Here is a 17,180-nt window from a genome sequence, read left to right on the forward strand (position 1 = left end):
GACCTGACTCATGGGCATCTTTTCGCGCCTCAGCGACATCATCAATTCCAACCTGAACGCCATCCTGGATCGCGCCGAGGACCCGGAGAAGATCATCCGTCTGGTCATCCAGGAAATGGAAGACACGCTGGTCGAGGTTCGTTCCTCCGCGGTGAAGACCGTGGCGGAGAAGAAGGAGATCGAGCGCCGCCTGGTCGAACTCCGCCGCGAGGCCGAGGAATGGCAGCGCAAGGCCGAGCTGGCCCTGTCCAAGGACCGCGAGGACCTGGCCAAGGGCGCCCTGATGGCCCGCGCCAAGATCGCCGAAGCCGCCGACGGGCTGACGACCGACCTGGGCCGCCTGGATGAGGCCCTGGCGAAGACCAACGACGACATCGGCCAGTTGCAGGCCAAACTGCAGGACGCCAAGACGCGGGAACGCGCCATCGTCGCCCGCCAGAAGACCGCCACGGCGCGTCTGAAGGTCAAGACCCAGCTCCACGACGACCGCATCACGGACGCCTTCTCGCGTTTCGAACAGATCGAGCGCAACCTGGACGTCCTGGAAGGCAAGGCGGAAGTCCTGGACATGGGACGCAAGCGCAGCCTGGCGGACGAGATCGCCGAGCTGGAGAGCAACGACAAGGTCGAATCCGAGCTGCAGGCCCTGAAGGCCAAGCTGGCGACCAAGAACCAGGGGTAATCTGTCCATGGACCTGGACGCACTTGTCGCCGTACCCATCATCTTCATGGTCATCGTGGCGCCGGTGTGGATCATCGCCCACTATGTGACCAAGTGGCGGGTCGCCAAGACACTGTCGGTCGATGACGAGCGCATGCTGTCGGACCTGTGGCACAGCGCCACTGAAATGGACAGCCGCATCCAGCAGCTGGAGAAGATCCTGGATGCGGAGGCCCCGGGCTGGAGGGCACGGCAATGACTGGTAGAGGCTCTAACCCGCCGCCCTTCCCCGGGCGGCGGCCCCCCGGCGGAAACGCCGGCGGCCCCCCCGGGGGCGGTTCGGGCGGGTATGGCGGCGGCAGCCGCTGGACCAACCCGGCGGCCGGTTCCGGCGGCGGTTATGGCGGCGGCACCTTCGGCAGCCCCAACCCCCACCGCCTGTACCGCAACCCCCGCGCCGGCAAGGTGGCCGGCGTCTGCGCCGGCGTCGCGGATTACTTCAGCGTCGACGCCTGGCTGATACGGCTGGGCATGGTCCTGGGTCTGGTGTTCTTCTTCCCGGCCACGATCATCGCCTACATCGTGCTGGCGGTCGTGCTGAAGCCGCAGCCCCAGGGGCTGTACGGCAGCAATGAGGAAGAGGTGTTCTGGCGGTCGGTCACCACCCGCCCCGACCAGACCCTGGCCGGCCTGCGCGCCAAGTTCCGCGACCTGGATCGCGAGATCGGCGCCATGGAGACCGCCGTCGCCTCCCGCGAGTTCGACCTGCGGCGGCAGTTCAAGGACCTGGAGAAGTAAGTCTCCGGGTGTTCAACGGGGGACGCGGGTGGCCGAGGGGGCAGACCTTCCGGCCCTTCCCCTCCCTCCCCCCGGTGCGGCCACCCCGGCCGTTTATTGCGGCGACCCATCCCAATGGTTGCCAGGGGCCTGTCACCAGGCACAAAATAATCTAAGATTGCGCGGGCTGACGGGATCGGTTTGGTCCCGTCGACGCCCCAGTTTTACCCGTCACACGACCCTTAGCAGGTGGCCTTCCCCATGTCGCCGATACTTGTCCCCCTCTTGGCGCTGTGTATCCCCATCGTGGCCATCGTCTTGCGGGCGATGCAGAAGCTGCAGGATATCGAGGCCATGGCCCAGGCGCGCCGCGGCCAGCAGGACCAGCGCTTCCGCTGCTACGATGATTTAGAACGCCGCGTGACCCAGATGGAGCGGCACGTCACCAGCCCCGAATTCGACCTCAACCGCAAGCTGAGCCAGCTGGCCCAGCGCTGATAGGACGAAGCCCCATGTCCCCCCTGCTGATCCCCCTCGCCGCCCTGATGATCCCCATCGTGGCCCTGGTGACCCGTTACATGATCCGCGCGCGCGAGCTGCAGGCCCAGGGCCTGTCGGATCACGCCGCCGGCGACCTGCTGGCCCGCGCCGACCGCCTGGAGCAGCGGGTGCAACAGCTGGAACGCCTGCTGGATGCCGAATCCCCCGGCTGGCGCGCCCGCGCCTGACGCCGTTCCCCTATCCCTTCGCCCCGCCACGGCGCGCTTGAACGGCGCCGCGGTGGGGCCTTAGATGGGAAGACCGTCATCTTCCCCTGACAGGACACCCAGCACCCGTGCCGCGATCCACCCTTGCCGGGGCTGTCTTGTCGATCACGGCCGCGGCGGCCGGCCTGGTGGCGTTGTTTTCCGCCGGGGCCGGCGCCCAATCCCCCGCCTCTCCTCCAGCATTGGTCTTCGGCATTCTGGAGACGGAGCAGCCGCCGCTGGTGGAAATGCGCAATGGCGAGGTGGCCGGCGGCCTGATCAAGGCCATGGGCGACGAGATCGCCCGGCGCACGGGCTTGCGCCCCCTCTACCGCCTGGTCCCGCGTAACCGTCTTGAGGCCGACTTGGCCGACGGCCGGGTCGACCTGGCCTGCGGCTACAGCCCCGATTGGCTGCCCAAGGTGGCCATCACCCGGTTCTCCACCCCCATCCTTGTCAGCCACAGCGTTCTGGTCGTCCGCCGGGCCGACGCCGAGCACTTGCGCACTCTGGGCGATCTGGCCGGGCGGCCCATCGGCGCCATCCTGGGCTTCCGCTACCCGCGCGAGGTGGAGGATGCCTTCATCGACGGCACCTGGCAGCGGGAGGACGCTCCGTCCGCCGAAAGCAATTTCCTGAAGCTGCGCAACCGGCGGGTGGACGCCATCCTGACCACGGACCTGGAGGCCGACTACCGCCAGACGGTGGACAAGACCTGGGCGCAGGCGCTGACGGTCCTGCCCCAAACGGTGGGCGATCATGAGGAACGCTGCGCCAACGCCCCCCGCTCCCCCTTGCCGATGGAAACGCTGGACGCCGCCATCGAGGCCATGCGGGCCGACGGCACCCTGACCCGCCTGCGCCTGGCCGCCACCGGGCGGGCGGGAAGTTGAAAGAAAACGGGCCGCCCCTCGAGGGACGGCCCGCTGCCAGCCACGCGACAAGGCGAAGTCTTAGAGACCCGGCCCCACCTTGAACTCCGCCTCGGTCTTCTGGCGGATCTCATCCACCGTCACACCGGGCGCGACCTCGGCCAGGGTCAGGCCGCTGCCGCCTTCCTTGTCGACCTGGAAGACGCCCAGGTCGGTGATGATCATGTCCACCACCTTGGTACCGGTCAGGGGCAGGGTGCAGGCCTTCAGGATCTTGGGCTCCAGCGCGCCGGTCTTCTTGTCGACGGCGCAGTGTTCCATGACCACGACCACCTTCTTCACGCCGGCCACCAGGTCCATGGCGCCGCCCATGCCCTTGACCATCTTGCCCGGGATCATCCAGTTGGCGAGATCGCCGTTGGCCGCCACCTGCATGGCGCCCAGCACCGACAGGTCGATATGGCCACCGCGGATCATGGCGAAGCTGTCGGCCGAGCTGAAGAAGCTGCTGTACGGCAGTTCGGTGATGGTCTGCTTGCCGGCGTTGATCAGGTCCGGATCCTCCTCCCCCTCATAGGGGAAGGGGCCCATGCCCAGCATGCCGTTCTCGCTCTGCAGCGTCACGTGCACGCCGTCGGGGATGTAGTTGGCCACCAGGGTCGGGATGCCGATGCCCAGGTTGACGTAGAAACCGTCACGCAGCTCCTTGGCGGCGCGGGCGGCGATGTCCTCACGGGTCCATGCCATAGGTCAGCTCCTTCACGCGCGCGGACGGGTGGTGCGCTGCTCGATGCGCTTTTCGAACTTGGCGCCTTTGATGATGCGCTGGACGAAGATGCCAGGGGTATGGATGTGGTCGGGGTCGAAGCTGCCCGGTTCCACCAATTCCTCGACCTCCACCACCGTCACCTTGCCGGCGGTGGCCATCATCGGGTTGAAGTTCCGCGCCGTCTTGCGATAGACGAGGTTGCCTTCCGTGTCGCCTTTCCACGCCTTCACGATGGAGAGGTCCGCGACGATGCCGCGCTCCATCACATAGGTCTCGCCATCGAACTCGCGCAGTTCCTTGCCCTCGGCCACCAGTGTGCCCACGCCCGTCTTGGTGAAGAAGGCGGGGATGCCGGCGCCACCGGCGCGGATGCGCTCGGCCAGGGTGCCCTGCGGGTTGAATTCCAGCTCAAGCTCACCGGACAGGTACTGCTGGGCGAACAGCTTGTTCTCACCCACGTAGCTGCTGATCATCTTCCTGATCTGCTTGGTTTCCAGCAGCACGCCCAGGCCGAAGCCATCGACGCCGGCGTTGTTGGAAACAACCGTCAGCCCGGTCACGCCGGAGAGGCGGATGGCCTCGATCAGGTTTTCCGGAATGCCGCACAGGCCGAAGCCGCCGGCCATGACGGTAATGTCGTTGCGCAACAGCCCGGCCAGGGCGGTTACGGCGTCGGGGTAGACCTTCTTGCTCATCGTGTCTCCGGACGGCCCCCTAGAATGTTTGGATTATGGTGCCGCCCCTCTCCCGGGCACGAATGCACCGCAGCATTGCTTACGGCCCCCGGCGGGGTTCGTCAACTTGAACGGACATTCAACTTGGACACCCCTGCCCCCTGCCTGCAACGGCTTGCAGCAGGCGCCGCAACGCGCTAGACCCTGGGACGTCTGCCGAACGCCTGGTTCTTCCGGGTGGCCTACCCCCATTCCCCCTCACTTCTGGGGCCCCCGCCCGCCCGTGCTGGACCTCATCCTCACCACCGCAGTCGCCCTGTTCGTCACCATCGATCCGGTGGGGCTGGGCCCCATGTTCGTGGGCCTGACGGCGGGCATGGACCAGCGTTACCGCCGGCGCATGGCCATCAAGGGCACGGTCATCGCGGCCCTGATCCTGTTCTTCTTCGCCTTCGCCGGCGATCTGCTGCTGCGGGCGCTGGGCATCGGCTTCGCCGCCTTCCGCATCGCCGGCGGCGTGCTGCTGATGCTGGTCGCCATCGACATGGTGTTCGCCCGCGAAAGCGGCGTGCGCACCGCCACGGCGGACGAGCGGGAAGAGGCGCGCCACCGCGCCGACATCTCCGTCTTCCCCCTGGCCATCCCGCTGATCAGCGGCCCGGGCACCATGACCACCATCGTGCTGTTCATGGGCCGCGCCCACGGCGATTTCGCCAAGCAGGCCGTGGTGCTGGGCGTCCTGGCCGGCATCCTGGCCCTGACCCTGTTCGTCCTGATCTTCGCCACCAAGGTCAGCCGTCTCCTGGGCCGTACCGGCATCACCGTGCTGAACCGCGTGCTGGGGATTTTGCTGTCGGCCCTGGCCTGCCAGTTCGTGATCGACGGGATTTTGGCCAGCGGGCTGATCCCGCATACAAATTAAGGCCGGCGGCTGGGGCTTGAACCCGGGTACATCCGGGATCGCTGTGGCGATACGTCTACCAATTCCGTCACGCCGGCCATGAAAGGTGTATCATGGGCCCGAACCGTGCTGGGGAGGCCGCTCGCCATGCCATCGCCAGATGAAAACTCCAAGTCGGAGTCGCCGCCACGGCTGGGCGACGCATTGGCAGCGCTGAGCCGCGAAGCCGGTCTCAGTAATGAAGATGTCGCGGCCTTAGGGATGGTACGCGATAAGGTGCCCGCTGAACCGCCAACGCTCGACTGATCAGCCGCAGCCCCCGCCCGAACCACAGCTGGGGCCGTGGCGGTGGGGGGCGGTGTCGCGGTCCAGGCCCTGGGCCTCCAGCTCGGACAGGTAGCGGGCCCAGCGCTCGTCATACTCCAGGCCCAGCTCGTACAGGTATTTCCAGGAGAAGATGCCGGTGTCGTGGCCGTCGTCGAAGATCAGGCGGACGGCGTAGTTGCCGATGGGCTCCAGCTCCGCCACCGCGACGGCGCGCTTGCCCGGCACCGTCTGCTTCTGGTCGGGGCTGTGGCCCTGCACCTCGGCCGACGGGCTTTCCACCCGCAGGTATTCCGCCGGCAAGGTGGCGCGGGCGCCGTTGTCGAAGGTGATGACCAGTTCACGCTCCGCCCGCTTGTAGCGGATCTCTGTCGGCCAGTGCTGGGTGCCGTGGGCGTCGGTGGCGAAGTTTTCCTGGGTCATGGCTGTCGGCCTCAATCGTCGAGGGACCGGGCCTCATCCACCAGCATGATGGGGATGCCGTCACGGATGGGGTAGGCCAGGCGCGCCTGCTGGCTGACCAGTTCCTGGCGCTGGGCGTCATAGCTGAGCGGCCCCTTGGTCAAGGGGCAGACCAGGATCTCCAACAGCTTGGGATCGACCTTGGCGGTATCGGACATGGGAATGGGTCCCTCGGAAAGTAAAATGACTGCAAGAAGGTCAGTGGCGCGCGGCGTCGCCGTCCGCCGATTCATGCGCCGCCATCTGCACCAACGCCAGCAACATCGACGCGCGATGGATGAAATCCGGCGCCTCCAGCAGGGCCTGCTTCTCAGCCGGCGTGAAGGGGCACAGCATGGCGATGGTGGCGACCAGCTGCTCGTCCGACGCCGTCTCCAACGCCTGCCAATTCACCGTCAGCGACCGCCGGGTGAAATAGGGCTTCAACGCCGCCATGAGGCCGGAACGGTCGAAACCGCCCTCGGCCGGGGCCACGAAATCACCGGCGAACGGCGACCAGTCGGCCATGACGCGGCGGTAGCCGCGCATGGTCGACACCTCTTCCCGGATGCGGAAGCGGCAAAGGCCGGACAGGGTGATGAGATAGCGCCCGTCGTCCGTCTCGGCGAAGGCCGTCAGCCGGCCACAGCAGCCCACGCCGGCCAGCGGCGGGTCGACGCTGCTGTCCGTTTCCGTTCCCGGTTCCATCGGCTGGATCATGCCGATCAACCGGTCTCCGGCCAGGCTGTCCTGCACCATGGCCAGGTAGCGCGGCTCGAAGACGTTGAGCGGCAGGCGGGCCCGGGGCAGCAGCAGCCCCCCCGTCAGCGGAAAGACGGGGATGCTGGCCGGCAACCGCTCAAAGGTGGGGGCGAAGGGGTTCATCACATCGTTACGACAGCGAAATCACTTAGGAAAGGAGGCCTCAAGCGAAAAGAATGGAAGACAGCTTGCGCCGCCCCGCGATGGCCAGCGGGTGCTTGAAGCCCAGGGCCTCGAAGAACTTCACCAGCTGCTTGCGGGCCGCCTGCTCGTTCCATTCGCGGTCGCGCTTCACGATGTCCAGCAGGTGGTCCACCGCCGCCTCCTGCTGGCCGCCGGCATACAGGGCCAGCGCCAGATCGTAGCGGGCCTGGTGGTTGTCGGGATCGGCCGCCACCGCCCGTTCCAGGTCGCCCACCGGGCCCATGTCCGCCGCCTGGCGGGCCAGATCCATCTGGGTGCGCAGGGCCACGATCTCCGGCGCCTTGGCCAGGGCCGCCGGCGCCTGGTCCAGCATCTCCTGCGCCGTGTCGGTCTGGTCGGCGGCCAGCAGGCACCGGATCAGGCCGGCATAGGCGGCGGCGTTCTCCGGCTCCTCACCCAGCACCTCGTTATAGAGGGCGGCGGCGGTCTGGGCATCGCCCGACTCCAGCAGCTGGCCGGCCTCTTCCAGCACGGCGGCGATGTCGGCGGCGCCGGGCACGCCACCGGCCGCCTGCACCAGGCGGTCGATGAACTGCTTCACCTGGCTTTCCGGCAGGGCGCCGGTGAAGCCGTCCACCGGCCGGCCCTGGAAGAAGGCGTAGACAGCGGGAATGGACTGGATGCGCAGCTGGCCGGCGATGGCCGGGTTCTGGTCGGTGTCGATCTTGACCAGCTTCACGGCACCCTTGGCGGCCAGCACGGCCTTTTCGATGATGGGGCCCAGGGTCTTGCAGGGGCCGCACCACGGCGCCCAGAAGTCCACGATCACCGGCACCTCGCGTGAGGCTTCGATGACATCGGCCATGAAGGTGCGGTCGCTGCCGTCCTTGATCAGGTCGGACTTGTCCACCGGGGCGTTGCCGCCGGGGGCGGCACTGGTCGGAAACTGCATGGCCTCTTATCCCTTCTCAGCCGCAGGAGCCGCCGCCCACCTTGGGCACGGCATGGGGCCCCCGCGCATAGGTCCCTGAAATGAGTCCGCCGGGCCGCCGCCGCAAGGGGCACGGCGGCCCCACGCGCCGTCGGGGCGGGTGACCGGTCCCTTATAGCCGCCTCCGCGCGGGGAAAAAAGGCGCCCGATTTTTCCCCGAAAAAAGCGCTTGCATTCGATCCGCACCTGCATATTATCCGCGCTCACCGCCGGGGGGCACTGATCGCAAGGTCGGCGCCAGACGTCGGGATGGAGTGCGGGCGTAGCTCAGGGGTAGAGCACAACCTTGCCAAGGTTGGGGTCGAGGGTTCGAATCCCTTCGCCCGCTCCAGTCTTCCGATAGGGAAGATCAAGCGAGAAAAGGCCGGGCCGGCTGGTTCGGCCTTTCGCTTTTGGGTGAGCCTTCCCATGAAGGCGGAGAGTTGGGTACGCGGGCGTAGCTCAGGGGTAGAGCACAACCTTGCCAAGGTTGGGGTCGAGGGTTCGAATCCCTTCGCCCGCTCCAGTCTCTCCAGAACGCGGCAAAGAACGCAAAACGCATCAAAGGCGCCCACCCGGGCGCCTTTTGTGTTTCCGGCGTCAACTCCCCCCCTTGCCGCCACCCTGCTGCCTGTCCTTGCCATCCCATCTATCTGACGCGCAGCGTTCGCGAAAGCCGCTGGAAGGCGGCGCCCTCTCCTGCTTTCCTGTCCCCGGGGCGGTCGCGGGGGCTTTGGGCGATGGCGGCGTGGCGGCGGTCACTGGTGGGATGGTCATTGGGCGGACGGTCGCTGGGCCCGCAGTTCAATTGGCTATGGACGGCCTACGCCGTCAGCGTCGCGGGCACCTGGCTGGCCTGGGGCGGCTTTCCCCTGATCGCGGTCACGGTCCTGCACTGCGGGCCCGCCGCCGTGTCCCTGATGATGGCGGGGGGCCTGGCGGCGGGGGCGGTCGCCGCCATTCCCATGGGGCCCTGGGCCGAGTTCCGGGCCAAGCGCGGCGTGCTGATCCTCATGGATCTGGTCCGCTTCGCCGCCATCATCACCGTCCCCATCGCCTATCCGCTGGGCTGGCTGAGCTATGCCCAGTTGCTGATCGTCTCCATCATCGTCGCCACCGCCAACATCACCTTCACGGCGGCCAGTGGCGCCTACATCAAGGCGCTGGTGCCGCGGGAGGATCTGATCACCGCCAACGCGGTGCTGGAGTCCACCGGCTGGGTCGCGACCATCGCCGGGCCGCCCCTGGGTGGGATGGCCATCGGCCTGATGGGTCCCGTGACCACCGTCCTGGTCGATGCCGTCAGCTATCTGCTATCGGCCCTGGGCATCGGCATGATCAAGGGACGGGAACGGCCGCCGACGCGGGCCCCCGGGCCCAGCCGGCGGCTGGCCGAATTGCTGGACGGCTGGCGTTTCATCCTGGCGCACCCGACGCTGCTGCGGCTGTTCCTCAACACCGTGCTGGTGAACGCCATGATCATGGTCAGCGCCCCGCTGATGGCCTTCCTGATGCTGGGGCCGTTGGCGTACACGCCCTGGCAGTACGGCCTGGCCTTCGGCCTGCCCTGCGTCGGCGGCCTGGTCGGATCGCGCCTGGCGCGCCCGCTGGCGGCGCGCCTGGGCCAGCGCACCACCATCCTGGCCACGGGAACCCTGCGGGCCGCCTGGTCCCTGGGCCTGGCCTTCATCGGCCCGGGCACCCCCGGCCTGGTCCTGGTCATCGCCGTCCAGTTCGGGCTGGTGCTGTGCTGCGGCGCCTTCAACCCGGTCATGGCCTCTTTCCGCCTGGAACAGCTGGCCGCCGACCGCGTCGCCCGCACCCTGTCCGCCTGGTCAGTCACCAACAGCCTGACCACCGCGGCGCTGATCGCCCTGTGGGGCCTGCTGGCCGACATGACCAGCCCCCGCGTCGCCATCGCCATCGCCGGCATCCTCATGCTGGCGACGCCCATCCTGCTGCCCTGGCGCCAGATGCGACCGGCCGCCGGCCTGGCCCCGGGCCTGTCGTCATGACCCATGCCGGCTGACGGCGGTCAGCCTTCCGCCGGCAACCCCAGTTCGTCCCGGATGGTGTCCAACAGGATCTCGGCCAGGCGGGCGGCGGCCGGGGACGGATCCGCCTCCGCCCGGTGCAGGGCCAGGGGAACGCGCGGCAGGGGCGGCAGACCGGTGGCGGCGGGGTCCAGCACGGACAAGGTGCGCGGCATGGTGACGGTGGTGCGCACCGTCAGGCCCAGCCCGCCCGCCGCCGCCGCCCACAGGCCGGACAGGCTGGGGCTGGTGAAGGCCAGGCGCCAGGGCAGGCCGGCGCCATCCAGCGCCGCCACCGCGGCGGAGCGGAAGGCGCAAGGGGCCGGCAGCACGGCCAGGGGCAGCGGCTCCCCCTCCAAGGCGGCCATGCCGGGCCAATCGGGCCGCCCGATCCAGGCGATGGGCAGGTCGGCCACCTGCCGGGCATGCGGGGTGCCCCGACCGTCGCCCCAGATAAGGGCCAGGTCCAGTTCGCCCTTCACCGTTTTCTCCGTCAGCGGGGTGCTGCGGTCCACCTGCACCTCCACCCGCACCTTGGGATGGGCGCGGTTGAAACGGTTCAGCACACCGGGCAGCCAGGTCTCGGCGAAATCCTGCGGCAGGCCCAGGCGCACCCAGCCCGCCACCTCCGCCCCCCGGATGCCGTCCACCGCCTCGTCATTCAGGTCCAGCAGGCGCTTGGCGTAGCTCAGCAGGCTCTCGCCGGCGGGGGTCAAGGCCAGGCCGCGCCCGGATTTCTGCACCAGGGGCCGGCCGATCTGATCCTCCAGCTTGCGCAACTGGGTGCTGATCGCGGACTGCGACCGCCCCAGCCGCTCCGCCGCGCGGGCGAAGCTGCCCAGCTCGAAGCCGGTCACGAAGGTTCGCAGGACATCCATGTCGAGGTTGACGCGCGCCACCAAGGCCAGGCTCCAATAGTTCGATTCCGTGAATGTATCTGTTCTTAAGTTTCAAATTTTCGGAACGATTGTGCGCTCGTACCTTCAAGGACGTCAAGCGGGTCCGCCCGCGCCTTTTGAAGAACGGAGCGCATCATGCCCCTCGTCCGCATTTCCCTGATCAAGGGCAAGCCGGCCGCCCATATCCGCGCCATCGCCGACGGCGTGCACCTGGCGCTGGTCGACACCTTCGGCGTGCCGGCCGCCGACCGCTTCCAGTTGATCGACCAGCATGAGCGGGACGCCTTCCTCTACGACGCCGACTACCTAGGCGTGCACCGCACCGAAGACCTGGTGATGATCACCATCCTGGCCAGCAACTGGCGCGACACCGCGCAGAAGCAGGCGCTGTACCGCGCCATCGCCGAGAACCTGGCCCGCGCGCCCGGCCTGCGACCGGAGGACGTGATGGTGGCGCTGGCACCCAACCAGCGGGACGACTGGTCCTTCGGCAATGGCCTCGCCTCTTACGTCAGCCCCACCTGACCCCTTTCACGCAGGAGAACCGCCATGAACATCTTGGCCCATGAAAGCCTTGCCCACGACACCCTGGCCCGCGACGCCTATGCCCGCAGCGCGTTGGCCAATTCCCCTCTCACCCGCCTGGGACCGCTGCTGCCGTCCCTGGTGTCCATCGGCGGCGGCTTGGCCCTGCTGGCCCTGCGCAACGACCCGCGCGGGGCGGGCGGGGTGGAAATGGCCGCCTATGCCATCGCGGCCTTGGCCGGCCTGGCCGCCACCCGCCGGCGGCTGAGGGGGGCGGCCTGGTGCTGGCGGCTTTGGCCCTGCTGGTGGCGGCCGCCGCCGCGCTGGTGGGCGTGGCACTGGACGGGGCGCCCGTCCTGCCCGCGGGCGCCAGCGCCCTGGCCGCCCTGACGCTCGGATCGCTGGCGGCCGGGGCCGGGCTGGAGGGCGGTCAGCGCTGACCGTGGGCCGCGGCCGAGACATCCGCCCATTCCTCCCACGCGGCCAGGCGGCGGGCATAGACCTGGCGGATCAGGGGCAGCGGCCCCGTGCCCAACAGCAGGCGCAGGGGCGGGGTCTCGGCATCCACCACCTTCAGGATGGCATCGGCGGTGGCCTGGGGATCTCCCGACATTTCCGGCTTGAAGTTGGCCATGACGGCGGCGCGCACGCCGTCATAGTTGGCCATCGCCGGCGCGTGGGCGATGGAGGCGCGGAAATCGGTGGCGAAGCTGCCGGGCTCGATGATGGTCACCTTGATGCCGAAGCCCGCGACCTCTCCGGCCAAGGCCTCGCTCAACGCCTCGACCGCGTGCTTGGTGGCGGTGTAGACGCCGGCGGTGGGGAAGCTGACCACGCCGCCGATGCTGGATACCGTCAGGATATGGCCGTGCCCCTGGGCCCGCAGCAACGGCACCGCCGCCTGGATGACGGACAGCGTGCCGAAGACGTTGGTGTCGAAATTGGCGCGCGCCGCCTCCACCGTCATCTCCTCCACGGCGCCCATGCAGCCATAGCCGGCGTTGCTCAGCACCACGTCCAGCCCGCCGAAGTGCGCGTGGGCTCGCGCCACCGCCCGGAACACGCCGTCACGATCGGTGACGTCCAAGGCCAGGGGCGCCAGCCGATCGCCATGCGTGGCGCCCAGGTCGGCCAAGGCCCCGATGTCACGGGCGGTGGCGGCCACCCGGTCGCCGCGCCGCAGGGCCGCCTCCGCCCAGATACGGCCAAAGCCGCGATTGGCGCCGGTGATGAACCAGGTCTTCGACATTGTGCCTCTCCGATAAATTTACACCATGCGTAAATTCGCACTGAGTGCGATATCAAATATCGCACCGGGTGCGGCATTTCAAGGCCAAGCCGTTTCAAGGGCAGGCCGTTCATGCGATAAGAACCGCCATGGACACCGCCCCCCCATCCCCCGCGACGCCGGGCAAGACCGAAGGCCTGCGCGACCGCAAGCGCCGGGAAACGATGCAGCGCATCGCCGATACCGGCCTGAAGCTGTTCATGGAGAACGGGTTCGAGGCGACGACCCTGGATGCCATCGCCGCCGCCGCCGGCATCGCCCGGCGCACCTTCTTCTATTATTTCAAGTCCAAGGAGGACGTGCTGCTGGCCTGGCAGGGCAGCGGCTTCGTGGAGGCCATCGGCCCGGCCCTGCGGCAGGAGCCGACGGACCAGTCCCCCTGGCCGCCGCGCGGCACTGCCTGCTGACGCTGCTCGCCCGCTTCGAAACCAAGGCGGCCATCGCCGCCGACGCCCTGCTGCGCTCCACCGAGACGCTGCGCGCCCGCAAACTGGCCAAGATGGTGGATATGGAGCGCGACCTGGCCCAGGTGATGGCGGAACGGTGGCCCGACCGCCCGCCGGAGGAGCTGCGTATGGCGGCCATGTTGGCGATCGGCGCCCTGCGCCTGGCCCAGGAGGATTGGCGCCGGGACCATGCGACCCATCCCGACACCGCCCGCCCCCTGGCCGAGCATCTGGAAGCCACCTTCGCCCTGTTGGATCGGCAGGTGCCGCCGGCTGAGGGCAAGGAGCGGCCCAGGAGTTCCTCCGACGCTTCAGCGAACTTTGGAAACGCCTAGAACAGCCGGCGCCAGTGCAACACCACCAGGGACACCAGGATGGTGAAGACCATGACGCCGCAGACCCATATGAAGCCGGCGTCGTGGCCGCTCCACGGCAGGCCCCCCACATTCATGCCGAAGATGCCGGTGATCAGGTTCACAGGCAGCAGGATGGTGGTGACGATGGACAGGATGTAGAGGTTGCGGTTGGTGGCCTCGCTGAAGCGGTTGGACAGCTCGTCCTGCAGCAGGCGGGCGCGTTCCTGCACCAGGTCCAGATCCTGGCCGACGCCGTCCAGCCGATCGATGCCCTGACGCAGGCGGGCCTGGTCCTCCCCCCGCACCAGCCGGGCAGGCGGCCCAGCGCCACGTTCAGCGCCGTGCGCTGCGGGCCGATGTGGCGGCGCAGGCGGGCGGAGGTGCGACGGATGCGCCCCAGCTTCTCCCCCTCATCCTCCAGCCGGTCGGCCAGCAGGGCGTCCTCCACATCGTCGACATCGTTGGCCAGCTCGCTGACCTCCGCCGCCACCGTGTCGGTCAGGTGGAACATGAGGTGGGCGATCAGGTCGACGGCGCTGGTGGGCGCCAGGCCCTGGCTAAGGGCGCGGCGCAGCTGATCCACCGCCATCAGGGGCTGGCGCCGGGCGGTGATGACCAGGTGGGAATCCATGTACAGGCGCAGTTGGCCCAAGCCGCCGGCGGGATCATCGAAGCGGTGGTGCAGGTCGGCCAGCACGCCGGTGAGGCCGTCGCCCACCGGTTCCAGGCGGAAATGGCTGTCCTGGCCCAGCAGCGCCTGGCGGGCGCCGCGCGGCAGGGCGGGCATGGCCTCGATCCACTGCCGCGCCCGCACGTCCACCAGGTTGAAATGCAGCCAGACCAGGCCGCCGGGCTCCGCCATGGCGTCGTTGATGCCGGGCCAGGAAACCGGTGCCACCATTCCGTTGCGGACCAGGAATCCGCAGATCAGCCCATGTTCCTCGCTGATGTCCGACGCCGCGCGCGTGCCCATGGCCCCTCCGCCTATCGGGACGGCCCCACCGCCGCCGCCCATCCTGTGATGCCGGGCGGGAACGGCCAACGTCAATGCCTTGGAATCTTACGGGTTTGTGACAAGACCGCTCCCGGCCCTGCGACGCGATGGCATGCGTCCCTTTGCCGCAACAAAGTGCGCGAATCAGAAGGGCTTGCCGATCACCAGGAACAGGATGCCCACCACCGCCAGCATGATCAGGGCGGGCGTGAAACGACCCAGGGCGGCGCGGCGGCGCTCAGCCCCGGTCGCCAGGCGGCGCAGGGCGCCGGCCTGGGCGCCGTGCAGGCCCGACAGCGCCGTGACCAGCGCCAGCTTGGCCCAAAGCCAACCGGCGGAAGGCAGCCAGCCGCCCTCGACCGCCAGGGTCAGGCCCAGCCCCCAGACCAGCAGGATGGCCGGTCCCGTCACCCAGCGATGCCAGGCCCGCGCCGCGCGCCAGAAGGCGGGCGACAGCGCGTCGGCGCTGGGCACGAAGGCCAACAGCAGGGCCGCCGCCAGCAAGCCCGCCACGAAGGTGACGGCGGCCGCGGCGTGCAGCGATTCCAGCCAGAGGTAGGGCATGGGTCCGGGTTCCCGATCTGAAGTCCGCCCCCTTGATACACCAGCCGGCCCCCCGCCGGATGGGGCCAATTCGACCAGGCGAAACGGCCCCGGATCGCCCCGGGGCCGCCAATCGCATCATGCTTGCGACGTCTTAAACCTGCGCCAGGCCACCGTCGGCGAACAGCTCGGCGCCGGCGACGAAGCTGCTGTCGCTGGAGGCCAGGAACAGGGCGGCCTTGGCGATCTCCTCCACCTCGCCCACGCGGCCCAGGGGCACCTGGCTCGCCATGTAGTCCAGCAGGCCCTGCTGCTGGGCGGCGTCGGGGCCGGCCAATTCCACCAGGCCCGGCGTGCGGATGGGGCCGGGGCTGAGGACGTTCACGCGGATGCCGCGTTCCTTCAGGTCCAGGGTCCAGCTGCGGGCGAAGTTGCGCACCGCCGCCTTGCTGGCGCTGTAGACGCTGAAGGCCGCCGTGCCGCTGCTGCCGGCGGTGGAGCCGGTCAGGATGACCGAGGCGCCGTCCACCAGCAGGGGCAGGGCCTTCTGCACCGTGAACAGCACGGCCTTCACGTTGCGGCCGAAGATGTCGTCGTAATGCTCTTCCGTGATCTGGCCCAGGGGCAGCATGGTGCCGCCGCCGGCGTTGGCGAACAGGACGTCGATACGGCCAGCCTGGGCCTTCACCTGCTCATACAGGCGGTTCAGGTCTTCCGCCTTGGCGCTGTCGGCCTGGACGCCGGTGGCGTTGGGGCCGATGGCCGCCACCGCCGCCTGCAGTTCCGGGGCGCGGCGGCCGGTGATGAACACCCGGGCGCCCTCGGCCGCGAAGGCCTTGGCGGTGGCGAGGCCGATGCCGCTGGTGCCGCCGGTGACGACCGCGACCTTGCCTTCGAGTTTGCGAGCCATTTTACTTTCCTTTCAGTGACTTGATTTGTGCCGCCCATCTCTGTCCGTGGTGGGCGGCGGCTGATGGACAAAAGATGTCGCCAAACCCGAATTTTCAAAATAGAAAGGACTGAAAAATATCGTTGCAGGTTTGGTGTGACCAAGGTTCCAGACTTTGAAGGCCTGGCCATGTTCGCGAAGGTGGCGGAAGAGCGGTCGTACGCCGCCGCGGCCCGGGCCATGGGCGTGTCGGTCGCCACCGTGTCGCGCGGCGTCAGCCGGCTGGAAGACAGGTTGGGCGCCCGCCTGTTCAACCGCACGTCGCGCCGCCTGGCCCTGACCGACGTGGGCGCCGCCCTGGCCGCCCGGGCGTCCCATCTCTATGCCGAGGCGGAGGCGGTGGAGGATGCGGCACGCGAGCTGTCCAGCCGGCCGCGCGGCACCATCCGGCTGGCCGTGCCCATGTCCTTCGGCGTGCGTTGGGTGGCGCCGTTGTTGCCGGCCTTCCTGCGCGCCTATCCCGAGATCACCATCGATTTGCACCTGAGCGACGCCACGGTGGACCTGATCGGCGAGGGGTTCGACGCCGCCCTGCGCATCGCGGTGCTGACCGACAGCTCACTGGTGGCGCGACAGCTGTGCCCCATCGCCCGGCACATCGTGGCCGCCCCGGCCTACATCGCCCGCTATGGCCGGCCGCACCATCCGGGTGAGCTGGCGGCCCACCATTGCCTGGGGTACGCCTACCGCGCCCGGCAGGACGTCTGGCGCCTCACCAACGGCGCGGGGGAAGAGGCGGTGGTGACGCCCACCGGCCCCTTGCGCGCCACCAATGTGGAGGCGCTGCTGCCCACCGTGCTGGACGGCCTGGCCATCACCGAATTCCCGGAGTTCGTGGTGGCGGAGCACCTGGCCGACGGCCGGCTGGTGGAGCTGCTGGACGGCTGGTCACTGCCCCTGGGCGGGCTGTACCTGGTGACTCCCACCACCCGCGCCCGCCCCGCCAAGGTGGAAGCGCTGGCCGATTTCTTCATCGCGCACATGGGCCGCCCCGCGTGGCGCCAGCCGCGATAGGAACCCCCACGCGGCGTCGGCCGCGATAGGAACCCCGCGCGGCGTCGGCCGCGGTAGGAACCCCGCACGGCGTCGGCCGCGGTAGGAACCCC

The 17,180-nt window shown here is 68.8% G+C and carries 24 protein-coding genes, 2 tRNA genes and 1 pseudogene; 15 read left to right on the forward strand and 12 right to left on the reverse strand.

What is annotated here, in order from left to right; all coding sequences use genetic code 11:
• Positions 1-10 precede the first annotated feature (10 nt).
• The 6 genes from pspA to UAJ10_RS10795 all read left to right on the forward strand — a co-directional run bounded on the left by pspA (position 11) and on the right by UAJ10_RS10795 (position 3,077).
• A complete protein-coding gene (pspA, locus tag UAJ10_RS10770) occupies positions 11-682 on the forward strand; it encodes a phage shock protein PspA (RefSeq protein ID WP_322915364.1) in 672 nt (223 codons plus the stop codon).
• Between the two features lie 7 nt (positions 683-689).
• Positions 690-920, forward strand: a complete 231-nt coding sequence (pspB, locus tag UAJ10_RS10775; RefSeq protein WP_040845458.1) for an envelope stress response membrane protein PspB — start codon at positions 690-692, stop codon at positions 918-920.
• Positions 917-1,459, forward strand: coding sequence for an envelope stress response membrane protein PspC (gene pspC / locus UAJ10_RS10780; RefSeq protein ID WP_322915365.1), 543 nt, complete (start codon positions 917-919; stop codon positions 1,457-1,459). Before pspB ends, pspC begins: the two co-directional genes overlap by 4 nt.
• 240 nt (positions 1,460-1,699) lie before the next feature.
• A complete protein-coding gene (locus UAJ10_RS10785; protein WP_138918615.1) occupies positions 1,700-1,936 on the forward strand; it encodes a hypothetical protein in 237 nt (78 codons plus the stop codon).
• A 14-nt stretch (positions 1,937-1,950) separates the two neighbouring features.
• On the forward strand, positions 1,951-2,166 hold the full coding sequence (locus UAJ10_RS10790) for a hypothetical protein (protein ID WP_040845461.1): 216 nt from the start codon (positions 1,951-1,953) through the stop codon (positions 2,164-2,166).
• A 137-nt stretch (positions 2,167-2,303) separates the two neighbouring features.
• Complete coding sequence (locus UAJ10_RS10795) at positions 2,304-3,077, forward strand: substrate-binding periplasmic protein (protein WP_322915366.1); 774 nt, start codon at positions 2,304-2,306, stop codon at positions 3,075-3,077.
• A 60-nt stretch (positions 3,078-3,137) separates the two neighbouring features.
• Here UAJ10_RS10795 and UAJ10_RS10800 read toward each other — a convergent pair whose 3' ends face one another.
• Positions 3,138-3,803: a 3-oxoacid CoA-transferase subunit B gene (locus tag UAJ10_RS10800; protein WP_145610706.1), complete on the reverse strand. Its 666-nt coding sequence runs from the start codon at positions 3,801-3,803 to the stop codon at positions 3,138-3,140.
• Positions 3,804-3,815: 12 nt separating this feature from the next.
• Entirely contained in the window at positions 3,816-4,520 is a 705-nt protein-coding gene (locus tag UAJ10_RS10805) for a CoA transferase subunit A (RefSeq protein WP_322915367.1), read from the reverse strand.
• Positions 4,521-4,782: 262 nt separating this feature from the next.
• On the opposite strand from UAJ10_RS10805, the gene UAJ10_RS10810 reads away from it, so the two are divergent.
• The gene (locus tag UAJ10_RS10810; RefSeq protein WP_322915368.1) at positions 4,783-5,421 is read left to right on the forward strand and encodes a MarC family protein; all 639 of its coding nucleotides are present in this window, start codon (positions 4,783-4,785) and stop codon (positions 5,419-5,421) included.
• A 285-nt stretch (positions 5,422-5,706) separates the two neighbouring features.
• On the opposite strand, the gene UAJ10_RS10815 is transcribed toward UAJ10_RS10810, so the two are convergent.
• The 4 genes from UAJ10_RS10815 to UAJ10_RS10830 are packed head-to-tail and all read right to left on the reverse strand — an operon-like array spanning position 5,707 to position 8,023.
• Positions 5,707-6,147, reverse strand: coding sequence for a gamma-butyrobetaine hydroxylase family protein (locus UAJ10_RS10815; RefSeq protein ID WP_322915369.1), 441 nt, complete (start codon positions 6,145-6,147; stop codon positions 5,707-5,709).
• 11 nt (positions 6,148-6,158) lie between these two features.
• On the reverse strand, positions 6,159-6,344 hold the full coding sequence (locus UAJ10_RS10820; protein ID WP_040845462.1) for a Trm112 family protein: 186 nt from the start codon (positions 6,342-6,344) through the stop codon (positions 6,159-6,161).
• 40 nt (positions 6,345-6,384) lie between these two features.
• Positions 6,385-7,050 (reverse strand): LON peptidase substrate-binding domain-containing protein, encoded by a 666-nt coding sequence (locus tag UAJ10_RS10825; protein ID WP_322915370.1) that lies wholly within the window; start codon positions 7,048-7,050, stop codon positions 6,385-6,387.
• Positions 7,051-7,090: 40 nt separating this feature from the next.
• Positions 7,091-8,023 (reverse strand): co-chaperone YbbN, encoded by a 933-nt coding sequence (locus UAJ10_RS10830; protein WP_322915371.1) that lies wholly within the window; start codon positions 8,021-8,023, stop codon positions 7,091-7,093.
• A gap of 295 nt (positions 8,024-8,318) precedes the next feature.
• Between UAJ10_RS10830 and UAJ10_RS10835 the strand changes: the two genes are divergently transcribed.
• From UAJ10_RS10835 to UAJ10_RS10845, 3 genes are all read left to right on the forward strand, one after another.
• A tRNA-Gly gene (locus UAJ10_RS10835) sits at positions 8,319-8,393 on the forward strand.
• Between the two features lie 99 nt (positions 8,394-8,492).
• Positions 8,493-8,567, forward strand: a tRNA-Gly gene (locus tag UAJ10_RS10840).
• A gap of 238 nt (positions 8,568-8,805) precedes the next feature.
• Complete coding sequence (locus UAJ10_RS10845) at positions 8,806-10,056, forward strand: MFS transporter (protein WP_322915372.1); 1,251 nt, start codon at positions 8,806-8,808, stop codon at positions 10,054-10,056.
• A gap of 20 nt (positions 10,057-10,076) precedes the next feature.
• On the opposite strand, the gene UAJ10_RS10850 is transcribed toward UAJ10_RS10845, so the two are convergent.
• Positions 10,077-10,973 carry a LysR substrate-binding domain-containing protein gene (locus UAJ10_RS10850; RefSeq protein ID WP_322917310.1) on the reverse strand — a complete coding sequence of 299 codons (897 nt, stop codon included), beginning with the start codon at positions 10,971-10,973 and terminating at the stop codon, positions 10,077-10,079.
• 135 nt (positions 10,974-11,108) lie between these two features.
• Between UAJ10_RS10850 and UAJ10_RS10855 the strand changes: the two genes are divergently transcribed.
• Together UAJ10_RS10855 and UAJ10_RS10860 are read left to right on the forward strand one after the other, a co-directional pair.
• Positions 11,109-11,498 carry a tautomerase family protein gene (locus tag UAJ10_RS10855; protein WP_322915373.1) on the forward strand — a complete coding sequence of 130 codons (390 nt, stop codon included), beginning with the start codon at positions 11,109-11,111 and terminating at the stop codon, positions 11,496-11,498.
• Positions 11,499-11,522: 24 nt separating this feature from the next.
• Positions 11,523-11,888, forward strand: a complete 366-nt coding sequence (locus UAJ10_RS10860; RefSeq protein ID WP_322915374.1) for a hypothetical protein — start codon at positions 11,523-11,525, stop codon at positions 11,886-11,888.
• Between the two features lie 40 nt (positions 11,889-11,928).
• On the opposite strand, the gene UAJ10_RS10865 is transcribed toward UAJ10_RS10860, so the two are convergent.
• Positions 11,929-12,747 (reverse strand): SDR family NAD(P)-dependent oxidoreductase, encoded by an 819-nt coding sequence (locus UAJ10_RS10865; protein ID WP_322915375.1) that lies wholly within the window; start codon positions 12,745-12,747, stop codon positions 11,929-11,931.
• A 128-nt stretch (positions 12,748-12,875) separates the two neighbouring features.
• On the opposite strand from UAJ10_RS10865, the gene UAJ10_RS10870 reads away from it, so the two are divergent.
• Positions 12,876-13,193 carry a TetR/AcrR family transcriptional regulator gene (locus UAJ10_RS10870; protein WP_322915376.1) on the forward strand — a complete coding sequence of 106 codons (318 nt, stop codon included), beginning with the start codon at positions 12,876-12,878 and terminating at the stop codon, positions 13,191-13,193.
• 101 nt (positions 13,194-13,294) lie between these two features.
• On the forward strand, positions 13,295-13,567 hold the full coding sequence (locus UAJ10_RS10875) for a hypothetical protein (RefSeq protein ID WP_322915377.1): 273 nt from the start codon (positions 13,295-13,297) through the stop codon (positions 13,565-13,567).
• Here UAJ10_RS10875 and UAJ10_RS10880 read toward each other — a convergent pair.
• The 4 genes and pseudogenes from UAJ10_RS10880 to UAJ10_RS10895 all read right to left on the reverse strand — a co-directional run bounded on the left by UAJ10_RS10880 (position 13,564) and on the right by UAJ10_RS10895 (position 16,035).
• Positions 13,564-13,893 (reverse strand): CorA family divalent cation transporter, encoded by a 330-nt coding sequence (locus tag UAJ10_RS10880; protein ID WP_322915378.1) that lies wholly within the window; start codon positions 13,891-13,893, stop codon positions 13,564-13,566. The two genes, UAJ10_RS10875 and UAJ10_RS10880, sit on opposite strands and share 4 nt — an antisense overlap.
• 29 nt (positions 13,894-13,922) lie before the next feature.
• Positions 13,923-14,603, reverse strand: a pseudogene (locus tag UAJ10_RS10885) (CorA family divalent cation transporter); the annotation flags it as partial.
• A gap of 123 nt (positions 14,604-14,726) precedes the next feature.
• A complete protein-coding gene (locus UAJ10_RS10890) occupies positions 14,727-15,146 on the reverse strand; it encodes a CopD family protein (RefSeq protein WP_322915379.1) in 420 nt (139 codons plus the stop codon).
• Between the two features lie 133 nt (positions 15,147-15,279).
• Positions 15,280-16,035 (reverse strand): SDR family oxidoreductase, encoded by a 756-nt coding sequence (locus tag UAJ10_RS10895; RefSeq protein ID WP_322915380.1) that lies wholly within the window; start codon positions 16,033-16,035, stop codon positions 15,280-15,282.
• Positions 16,036-16,203: 168 nt separating this feature from the next.
• Between UAJ10_RS10895 and UAJ10_RS10900 the strand changes: the two genes are divergently transcribed.
• Positions 16,204-17,088, forward strand: coding sequence for a LysR family transcriptional regulator (locus tag UAJ10_RS10900; RefSeq protein ID WP_322915381.1), 885 nt, complete (start codon positions 16,204-16,206; stop codon positions 17,086-17,088).
• Positions 17,089-17,180: the final 92 nt, after the last annotated feature.

This window comes from Nitrospirillum guaranorum (assembly GCF_034653275.1).
Classification (GTDB): domain Bacteria; phylum Pseudomonadota; class Alphaproteobacteria; order Azospirillales; family Azospirillaceae; genus Nitrospirillum.

Coding starts and splice junctions, on each gene's coding strand:
- UAJ10_RS10900 (WP_322915381.1), top strand. CDS start 16,204: ATGTTCGCGAAGGTGGCGGAAGAGCGGTCGTACGCCGCCGCGGCCCGG.
- UAJ10_RS10805 (WP_322915367.1), bottom strand. CDS start 4,520: ATGAGCAAGAAGGTCTACCCCGACGCCGTAACCGCCCTGGCCGGGCTG.
- pspA (WP_322915364.1), top strand. CDS start 11: ATGGGCATCTTTTCGCGCCTCAGCGACATCATCAATTCCAACCTGAAC.
- pspC (WP_322915365.1), top strand. CDS start 917: ATGACTGGTAGAGGCTCTAACCCGCCGCCCTTCCCCGGGCGGCGGCCC.
- UAJ10_RS10860 (WP_322915374.1), top strand. CDS start 11,523: ATGAACATCTTGGCCCATGAAAGCCTTGCCCACGACACCCTGGCCCGC.
- UAJ10_RS10825 (WP_322915370.1), bottom strand. CDS start 7,050: ATGAACCCCTTCGCCCCCACCTTTGAGCGGTTGCCGGCCAGCATCCCC.
- UAJ10_RS10820 (WP_040845462.1), bottom strand. CDS start 6,344: ATGTCCGATACCGCCAAGGTCGATCCCAAGCTGTTGGAGATCCTGGTC.
- UAJ10_RS10800 (WP_145610706.1), bottom strand. CDS start 3,803: ATGGCATGGACCCGTGAGGACATCGCCGCCCGCGCCGCCAAGGAGCTG.
- pspB (WP_040845458.1), top strand. CDS start 690: ATGGACCTGGACGCACTTGTCGCCGTACCCATCATCTTCATGGTCATC.
- UAJ10_RS10870 (WP_322915376.1), top strand. CDS start 12,876: ATGGACACCGCCCCCCCATCCCCCGCGACGCCGGGCAAGACCGAAGGC.
- UAJ10_RS10875 (WP_322915377.1), top strand. CDS start 13,295: ATGGAGCGCGACCTGGCCCAGGTGATGGCGGAACGGTGGCCCGACCGC.
- UAJ10_RS10865 (WP_322915375.1), bottom strand. CDS start 12,747: ATGTCGAAGACCTGGTTCATCACCGGCGCCAATCGCGGCTTTGGCCGT.
- UAJ10_RS10830 (WP_322915371.1), bottom strand. CDS start 8,023: ATGCAGTTTCCGACCAGTGCCGCCCCCGGCGGCAACGCCCCGGTGGAC.
- UAJ10_RS10785 (WP_138918615.1), top strand. CDS start 1,700: ATGTCGCCGATACTTGTCCCCCTCTTGGCGCTGTGTATCCCCATCGTG.
- UAJ10_RS10890 (WP_322915379.1), bottom strand. CDS start 15,146: ATGCCCTACCTCTGGCTGGAATCGCTGCACGCCGCGGCCGCCGTCACC.
- UAJ10_RS10790 (WP_040845461.1), top strand. CDS start 1,951: ATGTCCCCCCTGCTGATCCCCCTCGCCGCCCTGATGATCCCCATCGTG.
- UAJ10_RS10815 (WP_322915369.1), bottom strand. CDS start 6,147: ATGACCCAGGAAAACTTCGCCACCGACGCCCACGGCACCCAGCACTGG.
- UAJ10_RS10895 (WP_322915380.1), bottom strand. CDS start 16,035: ATGGCTCGCAAACTCGAAGGCAAGGTCGCGGTCGTCACCGGCGGCACC.
- UAJ10_RS10855 (WP_322915373.1), top strand. CDS start 11,109: ATGCCCCTCGTCCGCATTTCCCTGATCAAGGGCAAGCCGGCCGCCCAT.